16 protein-coding genes are annotated in these 16,437 nt (G+C 52.9%); 1 reads left to right on the top strand and 15 read right to left on the bottom strand.

From position 1 onward, the window contains the following. Positions 1-14: 14 nt before the first annotated feature. From nqrE to LZ24_RS04005, 14 genes are all read right to left on the bottom strand, one after another. A complete protein-coding gene (gene nqrE / locus LZ24_RS04070) occupies positions 15-626 on the bottom strand; it encodes an NADH:ubiquinone reductase (Na(+)-transporting) subunit E (protein WP_246118513.1) in 612 nt (203 codons plus the stop codon). Positions 627-676: 50 nt separating this feature from the next. Then, the gene (locus tag LZ24_RS04065) at positions 677-991 is read right to left on the bottom strand and encodes a nucleotidyltransferase family protein (protein WP_246118512.1); all 315 of its coding nucleotides are present in this window, start codon (positions 989-991) and stop codon (positions 677-679) included. After that, positions 991-1,260 (bottom strand): DUF2442 domain-containing protein, encoded by a 270-nt coding sequence (locus LZ24_RS04060; protein WP_144682610.1) that lies wholly within the window; start codon positions 1,258-1,260, stop codon positions 991-993. The genes LZ24_RS04065 and LZ24_RS04060 overlap by 1 nt, the downstream gene beginning before the upstream one ends. 6 nt (positions 1,261-1,266) lie before the next feature. Beyond that, complete coding sequence (locus tag LZ24_RS04055; protein ID WP_144682608.1) at positions 1,267-1,899, bottom strand: NADH:ubiquinone reductase (Na(+)-transporting) subunit D; 633 nt, start codon at positions 1,897-1,899, stop codon at positions 1,267-1,269. Further along, positions 1,896-2,600 (bottom strand): FMN-binding protein, encoded by a 705-nt coding sequence (locus tag LZ24_RS04050; protein ID WP_144682606.1) that lies wholly within the window; start codon positions 2,598-2,600, stop codon positions 1,896-1,898. Before LZ24_RS04050 ends, LZ24_RS04055 begins: the two co-directional genes overlap by 4 nt. Continuing rightward, complete coding sequence (locus LZ24_RS04045; protein ID WP_144682604.1) at positions 2,593-3,765, bottom strand: NADH:ubiquinone reductase (Na(+)-transporting) subunit B; 1,173 nt, start codon at positions 3,763-3,765, stop codon at positions 2,593-2,595. Before LZ24_RS04045 ends, LZ24_RS04050 begins: the two co-directional genes overlap by 8 nt. Positions 3,766-3,767: 2 nt before the next feature. Continuing rightward, the gene (locus tag LZ24_RS04040) at positions 3,768-5,123 is read right to left on the bottom strand and encodes a 4Fe-4S dicluster domain-containing protein (protein WP_144682602.1); all 1,356 of its coding nucleotides are present in this window, start codon (positions 5,121-5,123) and stop codon (positions 3,768-3,770) included. Between the two features lie 514 nt (positions 5,124-5,637). Then, the gene (locus LZ24_RS04035) at positions 5,638-7,173 is read right to left on the bottom strand and encodes a metal ABC transporter permease (RefSeq protein ID WP_144682600.1); all 1,536 of its coding nucleotides are present in this window, start codon (positions 7,171-7,173) and stop codon (positions 5,638-5,640) included. A gap of 60 nt (positions 7,174-7,233) precedes the next feature. Next, positions 7,234-7,854, bottom strand: a complete 621-nt coding sequence (locus tag LZ24_RS04030; protein WP_186442917.1) for a Crp/Fnr family transcriptional regulator — start codon at positions 7,852-7,854, stop codon at positions 7,234-7,236. Positions 7,855-7,873: 19 nt separating this feature from the next. Beyond that, a complete protein-coding gene (locus LZ24_RS04025; protein WP_144682596.1) occupies positions 7,874-8,635 on the bottom strand; it encodes a metal ABC transporter ATP-binding protein in 762 nt (253 codons plus the stop codon). Next, entirely contained in the window at positions 8,628-9,110 is a 483-nt protein-coding gene (locus tag LZ24_RS04020) for a hypothetical protein (RefSeq protein WP_144682594.1), read from the bottom strand. The genes LZ24_RS04025 and LZ24_RS04020 overlap by 8 nt, the downstream gene beginning before the upstream one ends. A 13-nt stretch (positions 9,111-9,123) precedes the next feature. Further along, positions 9,124-10,059: a metal ABC transporter solute-binding protein, Zn/Mn family gene (locus tag LZ24_RS04015; RefSeq protein ID WP_144682592.1), complete on the bottom strand. Its 936-nt coding sequence runs from the start codon at positions 10,057-10,059 to the stop codon at positions 9,124-9,126. 367 nt (positions 10,060-10,426) lie between these two features. Next, positions 10,427-11,377 carry a GTP cyclohydrolase, FolE2/MptA family gene (locus tag LZ24_RS04010; RefSeq protein ID WP_144682590.1) on the bottom strand — a complete coding sequence of 317 codons (951 nt, stop codon included), beginning with the start codon at positions 11,375-11,377 and terminating at the stop codon, positions 10,427-10,429. Further along, positions 11,317-12,186 carry a glycosyltransferase family 2 protein gene (locus LZ24_RS04005; protein ID WP_144682589.1) on the bottom strand — a complete coding sequence of 290 codons (870 nt, stop codon included), beginning with the start codon at positions 12,184-12,186 and terminating at the stop codon, positions 11,317-11,319. Before LZ24_RS04005 ends, LZ24_RS04010 begins: the two co-directional genes overlap by 61 nt. 823 nt (positions 12,187-13,009) lie before the next feature. Here LZ24_RS04005 and LZ24_RS04000 point away from each other — a divergent pair. Further along, positions 13,010-14,659 (top strand): hypothetical protein, encoded by a 1,650-nt coding sequence (locus LZ24_RS04000; RefSeq protein WP_144682587.1) that lies wholly within the window; start codon positions 13,010-13,012, stop codon positions 14,657-14,659. A gap of 507 nt (positions 14,660-15,166) precedes the next feature. On the opposite strand, the gene LZ24_RS03995 is transcribed toward LZ24_RS04000, so the two are convergent. Beyond that, positions 15,167-16,435, bottom strand: a complete 1,269-nt coding sequence (locus LZ24_RS03995; RefSeq protein WP_186442916.1) for a TolC family protein — start codon at positions 16,433-16,435, stop codon at positions 15,167-15,169. Between the last annotated feature and the right edge of the window lie 2 nt (positions 16,436-16,437).

Raw genomic sequence — 16,437 nt, 5'->3', positions numbered from 1 at the left:
TTTCTCCTTATTGTTTACAGGGCGATGCCGGAAAAGATCATGAAGCCCATGGCCATGAGTCCTGTGACAATCATGGTAATACCGTAGCCTTCAAGCCCGTAGGGGAGGTCGGCGTAGCGGAGTTTCTGGCGGAGGGAGGCCATGGCCACAATGGCCAGAAACCATCCGGTGCCAGATCCCAAACCAAAAACAAGGGATTCACTGAAATTATAGTTTCTTTCCACCATGAAAAGGGATGTACCGAGAATGGCGCAGTTAACGGCGATCAGCGGCAGAAAGACACCAAGCGCCGTATAAAGGGCCTGGGATATGCGCTCTATGACCATTTCCACAATCTGCACCATGGCGGCAATGGAGGCGATGAAGGTGATGAAACGTAAAAAATTCAGATCCACGTCCGGCAGCCCTGCCCAGGCCAGAGCACCCGGTGCCAGCAGATAATGATGGATGAACCAGTTCACCGGCGTGGTGATGGCCAGCACGAAAATAACGGCAAATCCAAGCCCGGTTGCGGTTTTCAGGTTGCCGGAAACGGCCACAAAGGAGCACATGCCAAGGAAGTAGGCCAGAAGAATGTTGCCCACAAAAACAGAATTGAGAAAAATACCCATCAGATTTTCCACCATGGACTCCTTTTCATAAAAAACCTGTCTTTTCCATGCCGGTGATCACACTGTCATACATACAGGGCTTCCCTGTCTATCCTTGTTTTCAGGAAGGCGTTCATGCCTTGTCTGTACCGGACCACATCCACCTTTCTGTGCAGGTGCTCCTCCAGTTCCTGTTTGATGCCTATGAGGGAGAAAAGATCCGGTTTTTTCAGTTCCACCACCACATCAATGTCGCTTTCTTCTTTGATATCATTGCGGGCAACGGAACCAAAAACGCCTATTTTCAGTATGAAATATTCATCTTGTCTGCGGTTTTTGAAATCCCGCATGCAGTTCAGTATATCTTCCTGCTGCATGATATTCCTCTGCAGGTCTTTCATTATTCCGGTCCTTTTTTCTTAATACCTGTGAAAATGTAAGGCAGTGCCAGCATAGCCTCAATGCTCAGGTGGTAATCAAGATCCGGCCACTCAATACCCGTAGCATCGCATATGAACTGATAATTTCTGATGGATCGTAAAGGCGCTGTTTCCAGTTCGGGATACCACTTAAGGGGCGTTGATATCCTGCGGCCATCCCTAAGATCCACATGAAGATAATGATCATCAAAATGGACTTTTTTACCGGCTTTTTGGAGTAGGGTAGGCATCAGCTTTTATCCTTTCCCTTCGTCTTTCTGCAGCACAGCCTTCTGGAACCAGACAAAAAGCCCAATGATGATAAAGGCCGCAGGAGCCAGCAGCATGAAACCCATGTCCCTGTACCCTGCCTGATACAGGGTCTCCGGAACGATCTGCAGTCCGAAAAGGGAGCCGGAGCCGAAAAGTTCCCGAATAAAGGCAACGCCCACCAGTACCAGGGAATAGCCAAGACCGTTGCCCAGTCCGTCGCAGAAGGAAAGACCGGGGGGGTTGCCCAAAGCGTAGGTTTCGGCACGGCCCATGACGGCGCAGTTGGTGATGATCAGCCCCACAAAAACGGAAAGCTGTTTGCTGATATCATAGAGAAAGGCTTTCAACACCTGATCCGTTAGGATGACAAGGCTGGATATGACAAAAAGCTCCACAATAATGCGGATGTTGCGGGGAATATGGCGACGCATGGAAGAAACGATGAGGCTTGAGAATGCCGTGACAAAGGTCATGGAAAGGCCCATGACAATGGCCGTGTTCAGCTGTACGGTCACGGCAAGGGCGGAGCATATGCCCAGCATCTGAATGTTAATGGGGTTGTTGCCCAGTATGGGTTCCGTGAGGGCCTTATAGTAGGGACTGCTTTGCAGGCTCATGGGGTCTCCTTCATCAGATAGGCATCTCCCTCACCGGCCCGGAACCGGGCGGATACGGGTTCAAATTTTTTCAATACATCCAGGATGCCCTCGGAAAGATAATTGCCCGTCAGGGTGGCACCGGAAATGCCGTCCACGCTGTGGGGATCATCGGAAGGGGCCTTTCCCTTGGCCACCCGAAGGCCCCGGAAATTCATTTTTTCATCCAGAATCGCCTTGCCGGTAAAGCTCTGCTGAAAGCTCCGGCTTTCAATGTCTCCCCCAAGGCCCGGTGTTTCCTGATGGGCGTACACCGTAAAACCGGATATGTGGATGCCGTCTGCTTCCATGGCGAGGTATCCGTATATCTTTCCCCAGAGCCCTCTGGATTCAAGGGGGAGAACATAGCCTTCGCTGATAGTGCCGCTGCTGTCCGTTTGTAAGAAAAAATGCAGTGTTGTCCCGTTTTCTGCCTCCATGGGCCGACCCTCACCGTCTGCTGTTACGGCCCGTATGCGTGTTGAGAAAAGGGCCTCCACTTCGCCAGCGTTCAGTTTCCGGTCTTCCGGAAGAAGTCCTGCGGCCTTCAGTACATTTTTCTGGCGATCCAGCCTTGCATTGGCCTCCTGTCTGGGTTTCAGTCCCGTGGCCGCTGCGGTGAGGAGAATGCTGCACACAAGGCAGAGGTATAAGGTAAAGCGGATGGATCGGCTTTCAGACATGGGATATCCTCTTTCTCAGCCGGATCTGGATGACAAAGTGGTCCAGAAGCGGAGCAAACAGGTTCATAAAGAGAATGGCCAGCATGGTGCCTTCGGGATAGGCAGGATTGAAAACCCGTATCAGTACGGTCAGGGCACCGATGAGAAAACCATAGAGCCACCGGGCCGCATCCGTCCCCGGTGCGGTGACGGGGTCCGTTGCCATGAATACGATACCAAAGGCAAAGCCCCCCATGACAAGGTGGTAGTAAGCGGGCAGACCCATGGCCGCCGCTAAGGAGCCTGTGGCCAGCTGATTGAGGAGCATGCCCGTTCCCAGAACGCCCAGCACGCCTCCCACCATGATCCGCCAGTTGGCAACGCCCGTTATGATCAGGATGAGGGCACCCACAAGGCAGAGCAGGGCCGAGGTTTCGCCGATGCTGCCGGGGGTTCTCCCCACAAAAAGTTCAAAAAGCCCCAGCCCTGCCTGATCCAGCATGGCGGGAATCTGGGAGCCGGGTTCGGCCTGGGCGCTGATGGCGAGGGCCGTGGCACCGGAAACCGCATCCGTGGCACCGCCGGAAATCCACACGGCATCCCCGGACATCTGACCGGGATAGGCGAAAAAGACAAAGGCTCTGGCCGTGAGGGCGGGGTTGAGGAGGTTGCGGCCCGTGCCGCCGAAAATTTCCTTGCCGATGACCACACCGAAGCTGATGCCGATGGCGGCCTGCCACAGGGGCAGATCCGGTGGCAGGATCAGGGGGTAGAGCAGGCCGGAGACCAGAAAGCCTTCGCTGATACCATGGCCCCTTCGTACGGCGAAGAGGGCTTCCCAGAAAAAGCCCACGCCATAACTGACCACCAGAAGGGGGATGAAGATCAAAAGTCCCTGCATGAAAGAGGGTAGAAAGGCCGTGGATTTTCCGGCGGCGAGACAGGCGTAGAAGCCCGTATTGTAAATGCCGAACAGGGCAACGGGTACGATGGCCAGAATCACAATACTCATGAAGCGTTTGAGATCCAGACTGTCCCTTATGTGGGGACTTTGGGATGTGGTGCTGTCCGGGAGAAAAAAAATGGTCTCAAAGGCTTCAAAGAGGCCGTGATAGCGGTGGAATCGGCCCTCTTTTTCAAATTTCGGCCTGTGGGTATCAAAGAAGTTTCTTATCCAACGCTGCATGGTCAGGCCCCTTTCTGCTGTTCCTGATACAGTTTTTCCCGCGCGCTGCGAAAAATTCCGGAAAGATCAATTTTGGAAGGGCAGGCATAGGCACAGAGTCCGCACTGAACGCAGTCCAGCAGGCCATGGGCCAGGGCTTCTTCAATGGCATCGGCGTGGAGGGCCTTCATGGTGAACTGGGGCAGCATTTCCACCGGGCAGAGTCTTGTGCAGGTACCGCAGTTGATACAGGCCCTTTCTTCCCCGTGGGTGTTGCAGTCCACGGATGATGGGCCGTTGAACAGGGCGGAAAGGAAGGTACGGGAAACCGTATTTTTGGTCAGGCCCGGCCTGAGAAAACCAAAGTATTCCTTTTCCTTTCCTTCGGGTATGCGGGTAAGGCCGGTTTCATACATGCCCATGAAGCCTTCCTGACCGGCATTTCTGCCCGTGAAGAGGCCGCCTGCAATGTTTCTGAAAGTGCCTTTCAGGGGATCACAGGCCCCAAGGAGGTGGGAGATGGGAGCGCCGAAGCGGGTGCGCACATGGCAGGGAGCAGCCAGGCCCGTTCCGCCCATGGCATAGGTGCGTTCGCCCGGATAGGTGCCCGTTTCCAGAAGATGGGCAATGAGCAGTATGTCTTCCCCGGCGATGAACCAGCCTTTTCCGGTATTTCCTTTTTTTCGGAGATGGTAGTGAACCACTCCCGGATCCTGGGCCGGATAACGGCCAAAGACCGTATGGTTGACCATGCCCTGACATTCATTGAGCACAAAGCTGTGCTGTTCCGCACAGGTATAGGCCACAAGCTGGCCTGCCAGTTTTTTTAGAACCCGGATACCGAAGCGGAAAGCTTCCAGATGGCCCTGAAGGTAGGCTTCGGGCATAGGGGAAAAGGGCTGGTGGGAATCCATGCGTACATAGAGGGTGTCCGGAAGCTCTTTGGTGTCTGCAATGGCCCGGAAGGGGAGGCTGCGGAACAGGGGCCAGAGTCCGCCCTTTACCAGGTGCTCAACCAGTTCTTCCCTTGTCAGGGTTTCAAGGTCTTTATCCTCAAGGGGGGGGAAGAATTCCCTTTCTTCCTTTTCATCGAGGCGGATGACGATGGCCGTCACGATGCGTCTGGGCCCAAAGGTGATGGTTTCAATGACACCTCCGCCGGGGGAGAGGAAGCGGAGCTCCGGTCTTCTTTTGTCTTCAAAAAGGGGGCTGCCGAGGGAAACCCTGTCCCCTTCCCTGACCTGTAGCCGGGGCTTTACAAAGGGAAAAGCCGAAGGCACCACCGCCAGAGAGGAAGGTCTGGGCAGCTGGATGATACGGAGCTCAGGACTGCCCCGGAGATCAGGGGTATGGCCGTTGGGAATAAAGAGCGTTTTCATGAAAAACCCTGTTTTCTGAAGATGGTTGCCACTTCTGAACCCCTGATGCCTTTCCGTTAATGGAGGGGGGCAGGGGGGCCGGTGGTTCAGGGTGGAGAGGATAAGGTTTAAAACATAGGTAATTATTCAGCACATTTTACTCTGAAAGATTGTGTGTTAATTCCATGACCTTAGTTCCGGCAGTAGACAATCGGGCTGTTTGTGAGTGACATTGCAATCGTTTCGGATCAGAGCTTTGCAGGCCTGTGCGAAAGAAGCGGCAAACTGTCTGAGCCGCCACAAAGGCAGCGTGCTTAAGCCTGCCATGGTAATAAAAAAGCTTATCCTGCCTGTGGCGGCGAGTTTTTGCCGCTTCCGCACAGGGCAAGAAGATCCCGAATAAGATTGCGTCACGAACAAATGGTCCGGTTGTCTATGCATCTGATTAAAGGTATTCAATTTACCAAAAGAAAATTATGCTGAACAATTATAAACATACTAGCATTGGTTTTTGTGCAATTCAAGCCTGCTCTGTTCAGGAAAATTCCGTCTGACAGCTTTTTTCGTCCATTTCCACCACAAGGGCATCCGCAGCCGCATGATCCAGTATGAGCCTTTCTCCGGAGGGAAGTATGCATTCCCATTGCTCTCCAGCACGATCCCTTGCCTTAAGAAAAAGCGGCATGTTTTCCTTTAGTTTTTCCCTTAGAAATTCAGGAACCCTGCGGATGATGGCCTGCTGGCCCGGCCTGAGGAGGCTTGCGCTGAACAGGACGCCTTTTTTGTGCAGGCAGGGATCCTGTGGGATTTCGCTGCCATGGGGATCGGTCATGGGATGCCCCAGCAGATCATCAAGGTTTTTCAGCAGGTCCGGATCATGGATATGCTCCAGTTCATGGGCTTTTTCATGGATTTTCTCTTCATCCACACCGGCATGGGCCAGATAGGATTCCCATATTCTGTGGGATCTCCGGAGGGTCAGGGCCTTTTCCCTGCCCTTGGGGCTGAGGCGCACAAGATCTGTCTGCCTTGTGATCTGCCCTTCCTTCTCAAGACGGGCAAGGGCGCGGCCCAGCCGGACTCCCGTTCCTGCGGTTTCAATAAGGGCGGCGGGTGAAAGGCCCATGGGATCTTTGCGGAGAAGTCCGGCCAGTATGTCTTCGGTGATTTCAGCGGGAATATGTCGGATTTTACGGATGTAGCGGGTGAGGATGCCGTGCTCCGGAGCGATCATGAGGACGGCTGTAAATTGAAGGGTGAGAAAAAGCATGATGGCTCCGCCGCCTGCCACATCCATGGCATAGGCCAGAAAAAGGCCGCAGACGGCTCCGTTTATGGCGAAAAGGGCGGCCAGTATCATCATGCGGTCCAGCCGGTTGGTGAGCAGGTAGGCCGTGGCCGCAGGTGTGATGAGAAGGCCCACCACAAGAATGACCCCCACCATGCCCACGCCTACCACCACCACAAGGCTGACACAAAGGGTTAAGAGGCCGTGGAAAAGACCTGCAGGAATGCCGATGGCAGCCGCCATGACCGGGTCAAAGGCCGAAGCCTGAAAGTGGCGGAAGAAGAGCAGGATCAGGGTGAGCACCATGCCGCAGACAAAGGCGGCAAGGAGGATGTCCCCGTCGGAAACAGCCAGTACATCGCCCATGATAAAATGCATGAGATCAATATGAATATGTTCCCTGAAAAGGGAGACCATGACAACGCCTAAGGCAAAAATGCCCGTGTACATGATGCCGATGGCCGTATCTTCCTTGATGCGGGAAACGCTGGATACAAAGTGGATGAGGCCCACGGTGATCACGGCGGCGATGAGTGCGCCAAAGAGCATGGCAGGGGCATGGGCTTCCATTCCGAAAAGAAGCTTCATGATGAGATAGCCTGCGGCCACCCCTGCGATCATGGCATGGGAGATGGCGTCGCCGAGAAAGCTCATTTTCCGTAATATGACAAGGCAGCCCGTAACCCCGCAGACCAGTCCCACAAGGATGGCGGCCATGAGGGCTTTGATGAAAAAAAGATGGGACAGGGGGCCGGGGAGGAGGCCTGCAAGATCTGCCAGCATGATTTTTCCTTTTTTCAGTATGGATTTCAGGCCCATAAGGCAGGAAATCCGACGGAAGAGTCAGGGCTTTTTTGCCCTGGTTTTTTCAGCATTTTCAAGCCTTGCCGTCAGTTCCAGAATATGCAGGTTCTGTGTGGCATTCAACTCCGTCAGCTGTGTGATCAATATTCCGGCTTCTTCCAGCTCTTTTTCTTTCTGCTGGAGAAGCTGTTTGATTTTAAGCAGCTCTTTTTCTGTTTCCGAAAGCCTGCATGTGGTCTTTGCCAGCCGTTCTCTGGCCAGCTGGGCGAGGCTGTTGCAGAAGGTTTCCCGGCTGATTCTGTTTTTGAGAACCGGATGATCCAGCACCGACATATCCAGCTTAAAGCAGAGGGTGGGGCAGAGGGCATCCACATTGGCTGAGCGGGCGTTTCCTTCCAGTATGCTCATTTCTCCAAACATGTCTCCGGTTCGCTGGAAGGATGCGATCATTACATCCCCTTTGATAACAGCGACTTTACCCTCGATAAGCCAGTATACCCAGTTGTCATACTGTCCTTCCATGAGAATTCTTTCACCGGCCTGATACTCAACGATTCTGGCGTAGCCTTTTTTGAAAAAATGATCGTTGATCTGGGCTGCCGTAAAATTTTTCAGGACATCCAGTCCTGCCAGTATGTCTACGACCTTATCTTTTATCATATGCGGCCTGCATCCCGTATCAGGGTTTTGGATTGATGGATGGCAGGGTGAAAAAATTCTGCATCTGCCCTCCATAAACTTCCGAAAGCAGTTCCTTTTGCAGTACATCTTCCGGCCTTCCAAAGGCCACAAGGCCCCTTTTGATCAGGGCAATCCTGTCAAAATAGCTGGCAGCCGTGGCAAGGTCGTGGTGGACCACCACGAGGGTAAGGCCCTGTTCCCGCGCTTCCTTCAGTACGGTCAGGATGGCCTTTTCCGTTACCGCATCCACACCGGCAAAGGGTTCGTCCAGAAGGAGGATGTCGGCCCCCTGACAAAGGGCCCTTGCCATGAAAACCCGTTGCTGCTGACCGCCGGAAAGGGCACCGATCTGCCTCTGGCCGAAGTCTTCCATGCGGACAGCCCGGAGTGCTTTAAGGGCGGCTTCCCTGTCCTTTTTTCCCGGATTCCGGTACCAGGGAATCCGGCCATAGCGGCCCATGAGGGCGACCTCTTCCACGGTGATGGGAAAATCCCAGTCAACGGAGCTGCGCTGGGGTACATAGGCCATGCGGCCCTTTGCTTTTTCCGCTGGCTCTCCCATGATTTCCACGCGGCCCACGTCCTTTTTTACAAAACCCATGAGGGCTTTGATCAGGGTGGACTTGCCCGCACCATTGGGACCGAGAATACCCACAAGTGTCCCTTTGGGAATATCGAGGTTCACATCCAGAAGGGCCGGGCGCAGACCGTAGCTTACCGTGAGGTGACGGGTGCGGATGGCTGGAAGAAGATTATCCATGGCTGCCCCCGCCGGAGGGAGGGAGGGTGAGAAAGAGCTGGAGCGGACCATCGCTGCTCCATGCCGTCCGGTCTCCGATGACGGTTTCTCTCTCAAGGATGCGCACCCGTAAGGCTGCAGGTCTGTGCATGTCCGTATCCCCCGATGCCTGAATCCTGTATTCCGTTTCTCCGGTACCGGGGTGAATGGCAAGCATGAGCGGTGTCTTTTCCGAAGCAAGATCCCTGATGCTGTGAATCTGCCTGCCGTTTTCGTGGACAAGCAGGCCGGAAGGGGATGAAGCATCCAGAGCAAAGGGGTCTTCGGACAGATCAAAGGTGGTGCTGATTTCCATGAAAAGGCTGCTGCGGGACAGCTCCCCATGGGGGCTGCGCACCGGCTCCGGGGGCTGGGGCCTTCCTGATCCGGACAGAACCGGCCATGCCGCAGCAGCACAGAAAATCCATACAAGAAAGATAAGGGAAAAACGGTTCACTTCCTTTCCTTTCTTAGCGGAGAGCTTCCACTATGGTCAGGGTATTTTCCCGCATCATGCCGATGTAGGTTTCACCGGCGCTGCCCGGAGGCCCCATGGCATCGGAATAGAGGGCACCGCCAACGCGGATACCCGCCTGTGTGGCGATTTCCCGTATCTGCCGCGGATTCACACTGGTTTCCACAAAAATGGCCGGAGCCCCCATTTCCCGGATGCTTTCCATGACCTGACGCAGTCTTGCCGGTGTGGAACCGGCTCCGACCTCGCCTCCCGTTGACCAGCCCACAGGCGCAAGGCTGAGGTAGTTGTTCTGGGGGTTGAAGCGGTATTCCCGGCAGAAATAGTTGAAGGCATCATGGCTGGTGACAAGGAGCCGCCTTTCGGGAGGAATGGTGGCAACGCTTGCCCGTATCCATGTGTCCAGAACCCGGAGCTGCTGGAGATAGAGTTCGGCTCTGGCCTCAAAAAGCGCTTTGCCTTCAGGGTCCATATCGGAAACGGCTTTCAGAATATTGCGTACATAAACGGCGGCATTTTTGGGAGAAAACCAGGCATGGGGATCAAGGATGGTTTCACCGTTTTCTTCCACCTCAAGGGGTGTTATGCCATCGGTGCAGGTCACAAGGGGTTTGCCGCTGGCCCGGGCAAGGGTTTCCATCCAGTTTTTGCCTTCCAGCATCAGTCCGTTCTGGAGCACAAGATGGGCATTGGCCACCCTTTCCGCATCCCGGGGTGTGGGCGTGTAGGTATGGGGGTCGGCACCGGCCGCCAGAATGCTGTGGACCTCCCAGCGGTCACCGGTAATGTTTCTCGCAAAATCCGCTATCTGTGTGGTGGAGGCCACAATGCGGCGGGGAGTTTCTCCATGGGCCGCTGGCATGAGGGCTGCTGAAATCAGGAGGGCAAGAAAAAAGCTCACAAAACGACGGGTTCCGGTACAGGGCGTCATGGTTCTGTCTTCCTTTTTTATGGGCGGTTTTTTCAGTCTTTTGCTGTAATCGTAACAGTTCTGCACAATTTTTCAGGTGCCATACCTGCCAGATAGATGCACAGCCACCCAGACTATTTGCCCGTGACGCAATCTTATTCGGGAGCTTCTTGTCCTGTGCGGAAGCGGCAAAAACTCCCCGCCACAGGCAGGATAAGCTTTATGATTGCCATGGCAGGCTTTAAGCACGCTGCCTTTGTGGCGGCTCAGACAGTTTGCCGCTTCTTTCGCACAGGTCTGCGAAGCTCTGATCCGAAACGATTGCAATGTCACTTGCAAATAGCCAGGGTGCCTTGCAACAGTACGAAGCTACTGCAATTACTGCTAATCAGTTGTTTTCTTCCAACACGGAAAGAATATCCCCCAGAGTGGTATGGATGCTGGCGATCACGTCATGGGTATGGATGCTTTCCAGGCTGTCGGAACGGATACTGATGAGGGTACTGGCCGGAAGAATTTTTCCGAAACGAAGTCCTGCCTGTCTGGCTGTTTCCCTTGTGGTGTCCTCTGCAAACTGGGGGCTGGTGTGGGCTTTGAGTACCACTTCCGCCTCGTCGGTGCGTTTCAGAAGATCGGAGGTTACATGGAGACCTGCGTTGAGGCAGTCAAATAGATCGGAAAAGCCGGGCAGATCCCCATGCCTTTCCATGGAAAGCCTTGTGAAGGAGCGCTGGGAGTGGGTGATCAGGGGCAGCTCCGTGTCCGTTTCAAAGAGGACCCGGTTGTATGCCTGGGTACAGGGGCAGGCGGTGATGTGGTGGACCCCTGCGGATATGGTCACCCGGCTGCTTCTGTGGCCTGCGGAAGAAAAGACAAGGGCCCTTGCGGAGACCTCAAGGGTATCCAGCGAAATCCTCTGACTGGCGGGGGTCTTCTGCAGTATGGGAAGTTTGCCCTTGATGCGGACATCGGCCCTGTCGCCTTCCTGGGTTTTTAGAATGCCTTCGGCAAGGGCTGCGGCATACAGCCCTATATCGGCAAACTCCTTTTCCAGCAGTTCACTGATCACGGCTTCAATGCGGGACATATGGATGCCCTTGATGTGGCCCGGCAGGTTTACCCGGATGTCGGCGGCAAAGGGCGTGAGGCCGCTGGGAAGCTTTATCCATACGGTTTTGTTGCCAATACCAACCCCGTCAATGGGAAGGCGGAAATCCGGCACTTCTTCGGGAATGTCCGTGCAGGTGGCCAGCACCCGGGTATGATCCTCATCGGAAATCATGGGGCCGTCAGACCCGCTTCTCTGGCAGCAGTATAAAAGTCCTGAATGCTTCTCCATGCGTCTCCTTTTTCCAATACAAGTTTTTTTAAGGACAGAAAGTGTTCCTGATTTTCCGGGCCTGTGCCCGGCAGGGTGGATACGGCAGCCTTGAGTCTGTCCAGCATGGTGAGAATACGCTGCTTAAGTTTTTCATCTGCACAGAGGCTTTCGGCGTGCAGGGTTCGTTCAACGGTAATCTCAGGGACAAAGCATAGCTTTTGCCTTGCGCAGAGTTCAAGGAAAAAAAGCCAGTCCTCGCCCCATTGGGTATCCGGAAATCCCCCTGCCAGAAAAAAGACATCCCTGCGGACGGCAAAGGCAGAGGGTACCATATCACACCAGCGCAGCATACGGGAAAAAGCGTTTCGGGAAAGATCCACATCCGTATCAGGAATGGTGAAGTCTTTTCCGTCCACAAGGTTATGGTTGAAGGCCCTGCTGCAGGCAAAGGATGCGCCCTTTACAAAACAGGGGATCAGGCTTTGCAGGTGTGTGGGTCTCCAGATGTCATCGGAGTCCAGAAAAAAGAGAATATCCCCTCCGGCGGCCTTTGCCCCGGCATTTCTGGCAGGGCCCGGACCGATGCCCTGGGTGCGGATTCTGATGACTTCCGGGAAATCTGCCCTCAGCATGGCGTCTGTCCCGTCGGAGGAGCCGTCATCCACCACAAGAATTTCAGGGGGATGGAAAAAAGCGGGTACCGGATGCTGGGCAAGGATGCTTTTCAGGGCCCCTGCCAGCAGGTTTTTTCTGTTTTTCGAGGGGATGATGCATGAGATTTTTGTGCTTTCAGCCAATACAGGCTTTTTGGTTTTCTGCTGGCTCATTGCTTGTGTCCTTAATAATATAGGGCAGAAAACGATGCTTTTTTACGGGCCTGTTCAAAAAATGCAGCCATTTTTTTTGGGGCAGACCCGGGGTATGGGGCAGGGATACGGGTCTTATTCTGAGTCATGCGGGTACCGGTATGATTTATGCCGTGGATGAACCATGTGAAGATCTTAACGAAAAAAAATCAGAAAGAAAATTTATTTCCATTTTGATTTGACTGTGATAAATATAATCAATAATTTAATATAATGATTGTCATCCTTAAAAGTACCAGAGTCTTTAATTTGGACAGCAGCCCTGATCAGAAGTATGGGAGATCGGCTGGCACCACTTGAATGCTTGATCAGGCTTAATGAAAACAGGCACGGTCACTTCCGCCAGCGAGCATTTTTTGGGGGATGTCAGGTAGGTTTTCAACCAGATGGCTTTGAGGGATGGGGTGAACGCGGTTTTGGGGGCGGGGGTTGTGTGTAGCCCCTGTTCTGTGTGTTATATCGCATAATACTGTTAAGAAGGGGGTTCGATATGCTTATGCAAAGGATTCTTTTTTCAGTGGCTGCAGCAATGCTTCTTATTTTTTTAACCGGATGCAACAGCAGCAGTTCGGGCTCAGGCTCAACACCTCAGACGCCTCCTCCTCCGGGACCTCCGGTATCTGCTTCACAAACTTATCAGGACTACAATACAATTTCTGAGTTCAGCAAGACAGTCGGCCTTGCCAGATTAGCATTTATGGCGGCTATGAGCAGTGATTTCAACAAGCCTTACGGAGAAGAAGACCCTGATCCGGCATCTGTTGAGCGGTGGCTGGAGCTGCAGATGCAGATTTTGGATTCACTTGATGAGGTGGAAAAGGCTGTGCTGAGAATTGACGAGGCAAAGTCGGCCGTTAAAAAGTCCTATGCTTTTGCACGCGATCCCATGGGTGTCAGGCTTCCGGCTGGGAGACAGGATGGGAGCAGGGAATCCAAGTCCCTTCGTGCAGCATGGGATTTTTTGGTAAACGGTCTTGGCTTCAGTGCACAAAGGGGAAGAGAGAGGGTCCTGAATGTTCTTGATCAGATTTCTGATCAGGGAAAACAGGAGGCCTATGAGTATGCCCTGAAGAGCAGGGGGATCATGAACCGTAAGGATGTGGAAGACAACGCCGAGGCCTTCTGGCAGAGTTTCCGTGAAGGCAAGTATGATAATCAGGCCAATGTCCTTTTTAATGATCTGACATCTCCCAGTGCAACCATAGTTGACGGAATTGAGTTTGCCGATGTTGCTGAAAGGGGATCTGTTAACGGCAGGGCGGACATTGACTCTTTTTTGAAGGAGGGGGCTGACCTGACGGAGAAAGGCAGGAATTTCAATCCGTCCATTGATGGAAATATTCTCATGGATGAGATTGAGGACATGGTTGCTTCTGAGATGGAAAAGCAGTTGCATGAGTATGCGGCAAAGCAAAAGGACCATCTTGAGAATAATTATGGCAATGATCCTGAAAAGGCAGCGGATGAATTTGTTCAGTCCATTGATGACCGGCTTCCCGGAGTTCTGGGTGATGAGGAAAAAAATAAAATTAAACAAAGTCTTAAGCGGCTCCATGATGCAGTCATAAGTGATGATGCCGATAGTGCCCAGATGACTGTGATGGATGCGACAGCAGAAAAAGACAGTGCATCCATTATAATTGCTGAAGGGAAGGATGAGGAAGGAAATCCTCTGATTTATGTCAGTGATAAGAAGAAGACGGGTGCAGGCGGAGAAGAAGGCGTGACCATGACCCTTCCGGAAGGAAGCTGGATTGTGGATGCAGTGAATATTCAGGGAGTGATAGACAGTGTTATTGCTGCGGTTCAGTCGGGTATGGAAACCATTCTGGCTGTGGATACTTCAAGTGAAAAAGATGATGGCACTGCAATTGACGGGCAGGGATGGAAGGTAAGCAGGAGTCTTGTTGGCTCAAGCCAGGGGATTCTGACCTGGCAGGTGATTGTGCAGGTCACTAGTGGCGAATTTCCCTTGCAGGTAAGGGTCAGTCCCGTACAGGGCGTGACAGGTGCAGAGAGTAAAACACTGGCGGGTCCGGGTTCCTTGACTTTTGAGGTGAGGGTTACATCCGATGGCGGTTATGCAAGGGTGAGCCGGTCTGACATGAATGAGTCGCTTCTTATCAGTCTTCCCGGAGAAACCCTTGAAACTTATGCACTCAACCTCAGTGCAGCCCCTGCATCTCCCCCTGAGGGCGTGAGTGTTACTGTAACGGCAAGTATTTCTCCTGCCCATGAAGGTGTGGAGATCGGCTTCAGTGTTGTGGGTACGGATGGTTATACTGATTCCGAAACCGTAAAAACAGACAGCAATGGCCAGGCCCGTATTTTTATTCCAGGTGCTGATTCCGGTGTCCGTGATACGATTACAGCAACTGTTCTGCGGACCGGGTACAGCCGTTCTTTTACTTATACCTTTGTAGGTAAACCCTGATTGGAAGTGGGTGGTTTTAAAGGGTTGGTTCGTTTTTTGACGAAATTGAGTATTTCCAAATCTGATTACTATCCTGATTCAGCCCCAGTTTGCTGGTCCGGTTGTTGTCAGGTCCATTTTAATAAGGGCAGGCGTAAGTCATGCCCCTACGAATGGTTTATATGACCTTGTTTTATGTAGGGGCACCCTTTAAGCTTGCCCTCGAACATCCGTAAAATCTGGTCATATAATTTTCATGATTAAGGTTCGTATGGCTGAAAGACAGTGGTAATCAGATTTCAAATTTCAAAAAAATATCTGGAGGATTGCGTATTTAAGATGAGAAGCTTTTCTTAGTCAAAGCGTATCGTAAAATTTCTGTGGAACTCGAGTTTCCTTGTGTTGTTTGTGTTCTGTTGTTTTGTCACATACAGATAGCCTCGGTACTGAATGTTTTTTTCGAAATAATTGGGAGCCCGGCAAAGGCCTTTCCTTTTGCCGGGTTTTTTTATGTCATCTCCCCTGCACTTATTCACCAAGCCCCGCCACCAGATGGCGGATTCTGAAGGAGGTCTGCAGATAGGTGCTGCGGGCGGTGATGCGGTTTGCCGAGGCTCTGGAAAGATAGGCAATGGCATCCAGCAGATCCGTGGTGGTGGCCACCCCTTCCCTGTAGCTGTATTCCGTTACCCTGAGGTGCTCTCTGGCTTCATCCATACCCGCTTCCGCCACCTGAAGATTTTTTCCGGCAACGTCTGCATCCAGCAGAAGATTTTTAAGCTGAACGTTCAGGCTGTCCAGGGTTTCCTTTCTTTCATGCGCAATGCGGCGGATTTCAAGGCGGCTTTTCTGAAGCACAGCCGGTTTTTTCATACCGTCAAAGAGGTTCACGGATAAAGAAAGGGTCAGCCGGGTTTCATCCTTAACATTGTCGGAAATGCTGTAGTTGTCGGCGGACTGACCATGGGAGAGGGAGAGGTCCGCTCTGGGCATATAGGCGCTTTTTGCCATGGCGACACTGTCTTCTGCCATGGCGCTGGAGAGATCCAGAATTTTCAGCTCACTCCGCCTTTCCTGCATTTTTTCTGAAAGAAGGACATAATCCTTCAGCAGGGGAAGCTCCTGAAAGTCGGAAAAATCCAGATCCGAAGGGCTGAGGGCCATGCCCGTTGTGCGGGAAAGCTGGTTCACGGCCTGGTTTACGGCGGCATTCGCCCGTGTCCATGCCTGCTGCGCATCATCCAGAACCACTTTGATTTTAAGATAGTCGGCCCTGCGGATTACACCCACTTCATGGCGGGTTCCGGCCTGCTCATACTCCTTGCTGTAAAGCCTGCGGGTGCTGTCCGCCACTTCCCTTTCGGCCAAAGCCTGATGCACACCAAGAAAGGCAAGGGCCGTTTCAAGGCGGATGTCCTGGCGCAGGCCGTCCATGAGGGCTTCCTGCACTTCCACCCGGCGTCTGGCCGTATCCAGCGCACTCCGGTCTCCGAAACCGGCAAAGAGGTTTAATCGTGCGGCAATCTTCCAGGAAGCGTTTTCATCGTTTTCAAAGAGGGTGCTGTCTTCTAAGCGATGGGCGGTGTAACTGGCATCCACACCGGGCATAAAGGCGGCGCGGCGTTCCTGAACACCCTTTTCTGCCTGTTTGCGGGAAATTTCGTACATGCGGAGAATATCCCGGTTGTTGAGGGCTTCATCCATGAGGCGCTCAAGGCAGTAGGGACTGGCAGAAGCCGCCACCGGCAGAATCATCACCATAAAAAGCAACCGTATGATTGATGGTATGGTTTTCATTC

This window comes from Desulfobotulus alkaliphilus, from assembly GCF_007830435.1.
Taxonomy (GTDB): Bacteria; Desulfobacterota; Desulfobacteria; order Desulfobacterales; family ASO4-4; genus Desulfobotulus; species Desulfobotulus alkaliphilus.
Note: the sequence above shows the minus strand (reverse complement) of the source record. Positions and strands in the feature narration are given on the sequence as shown.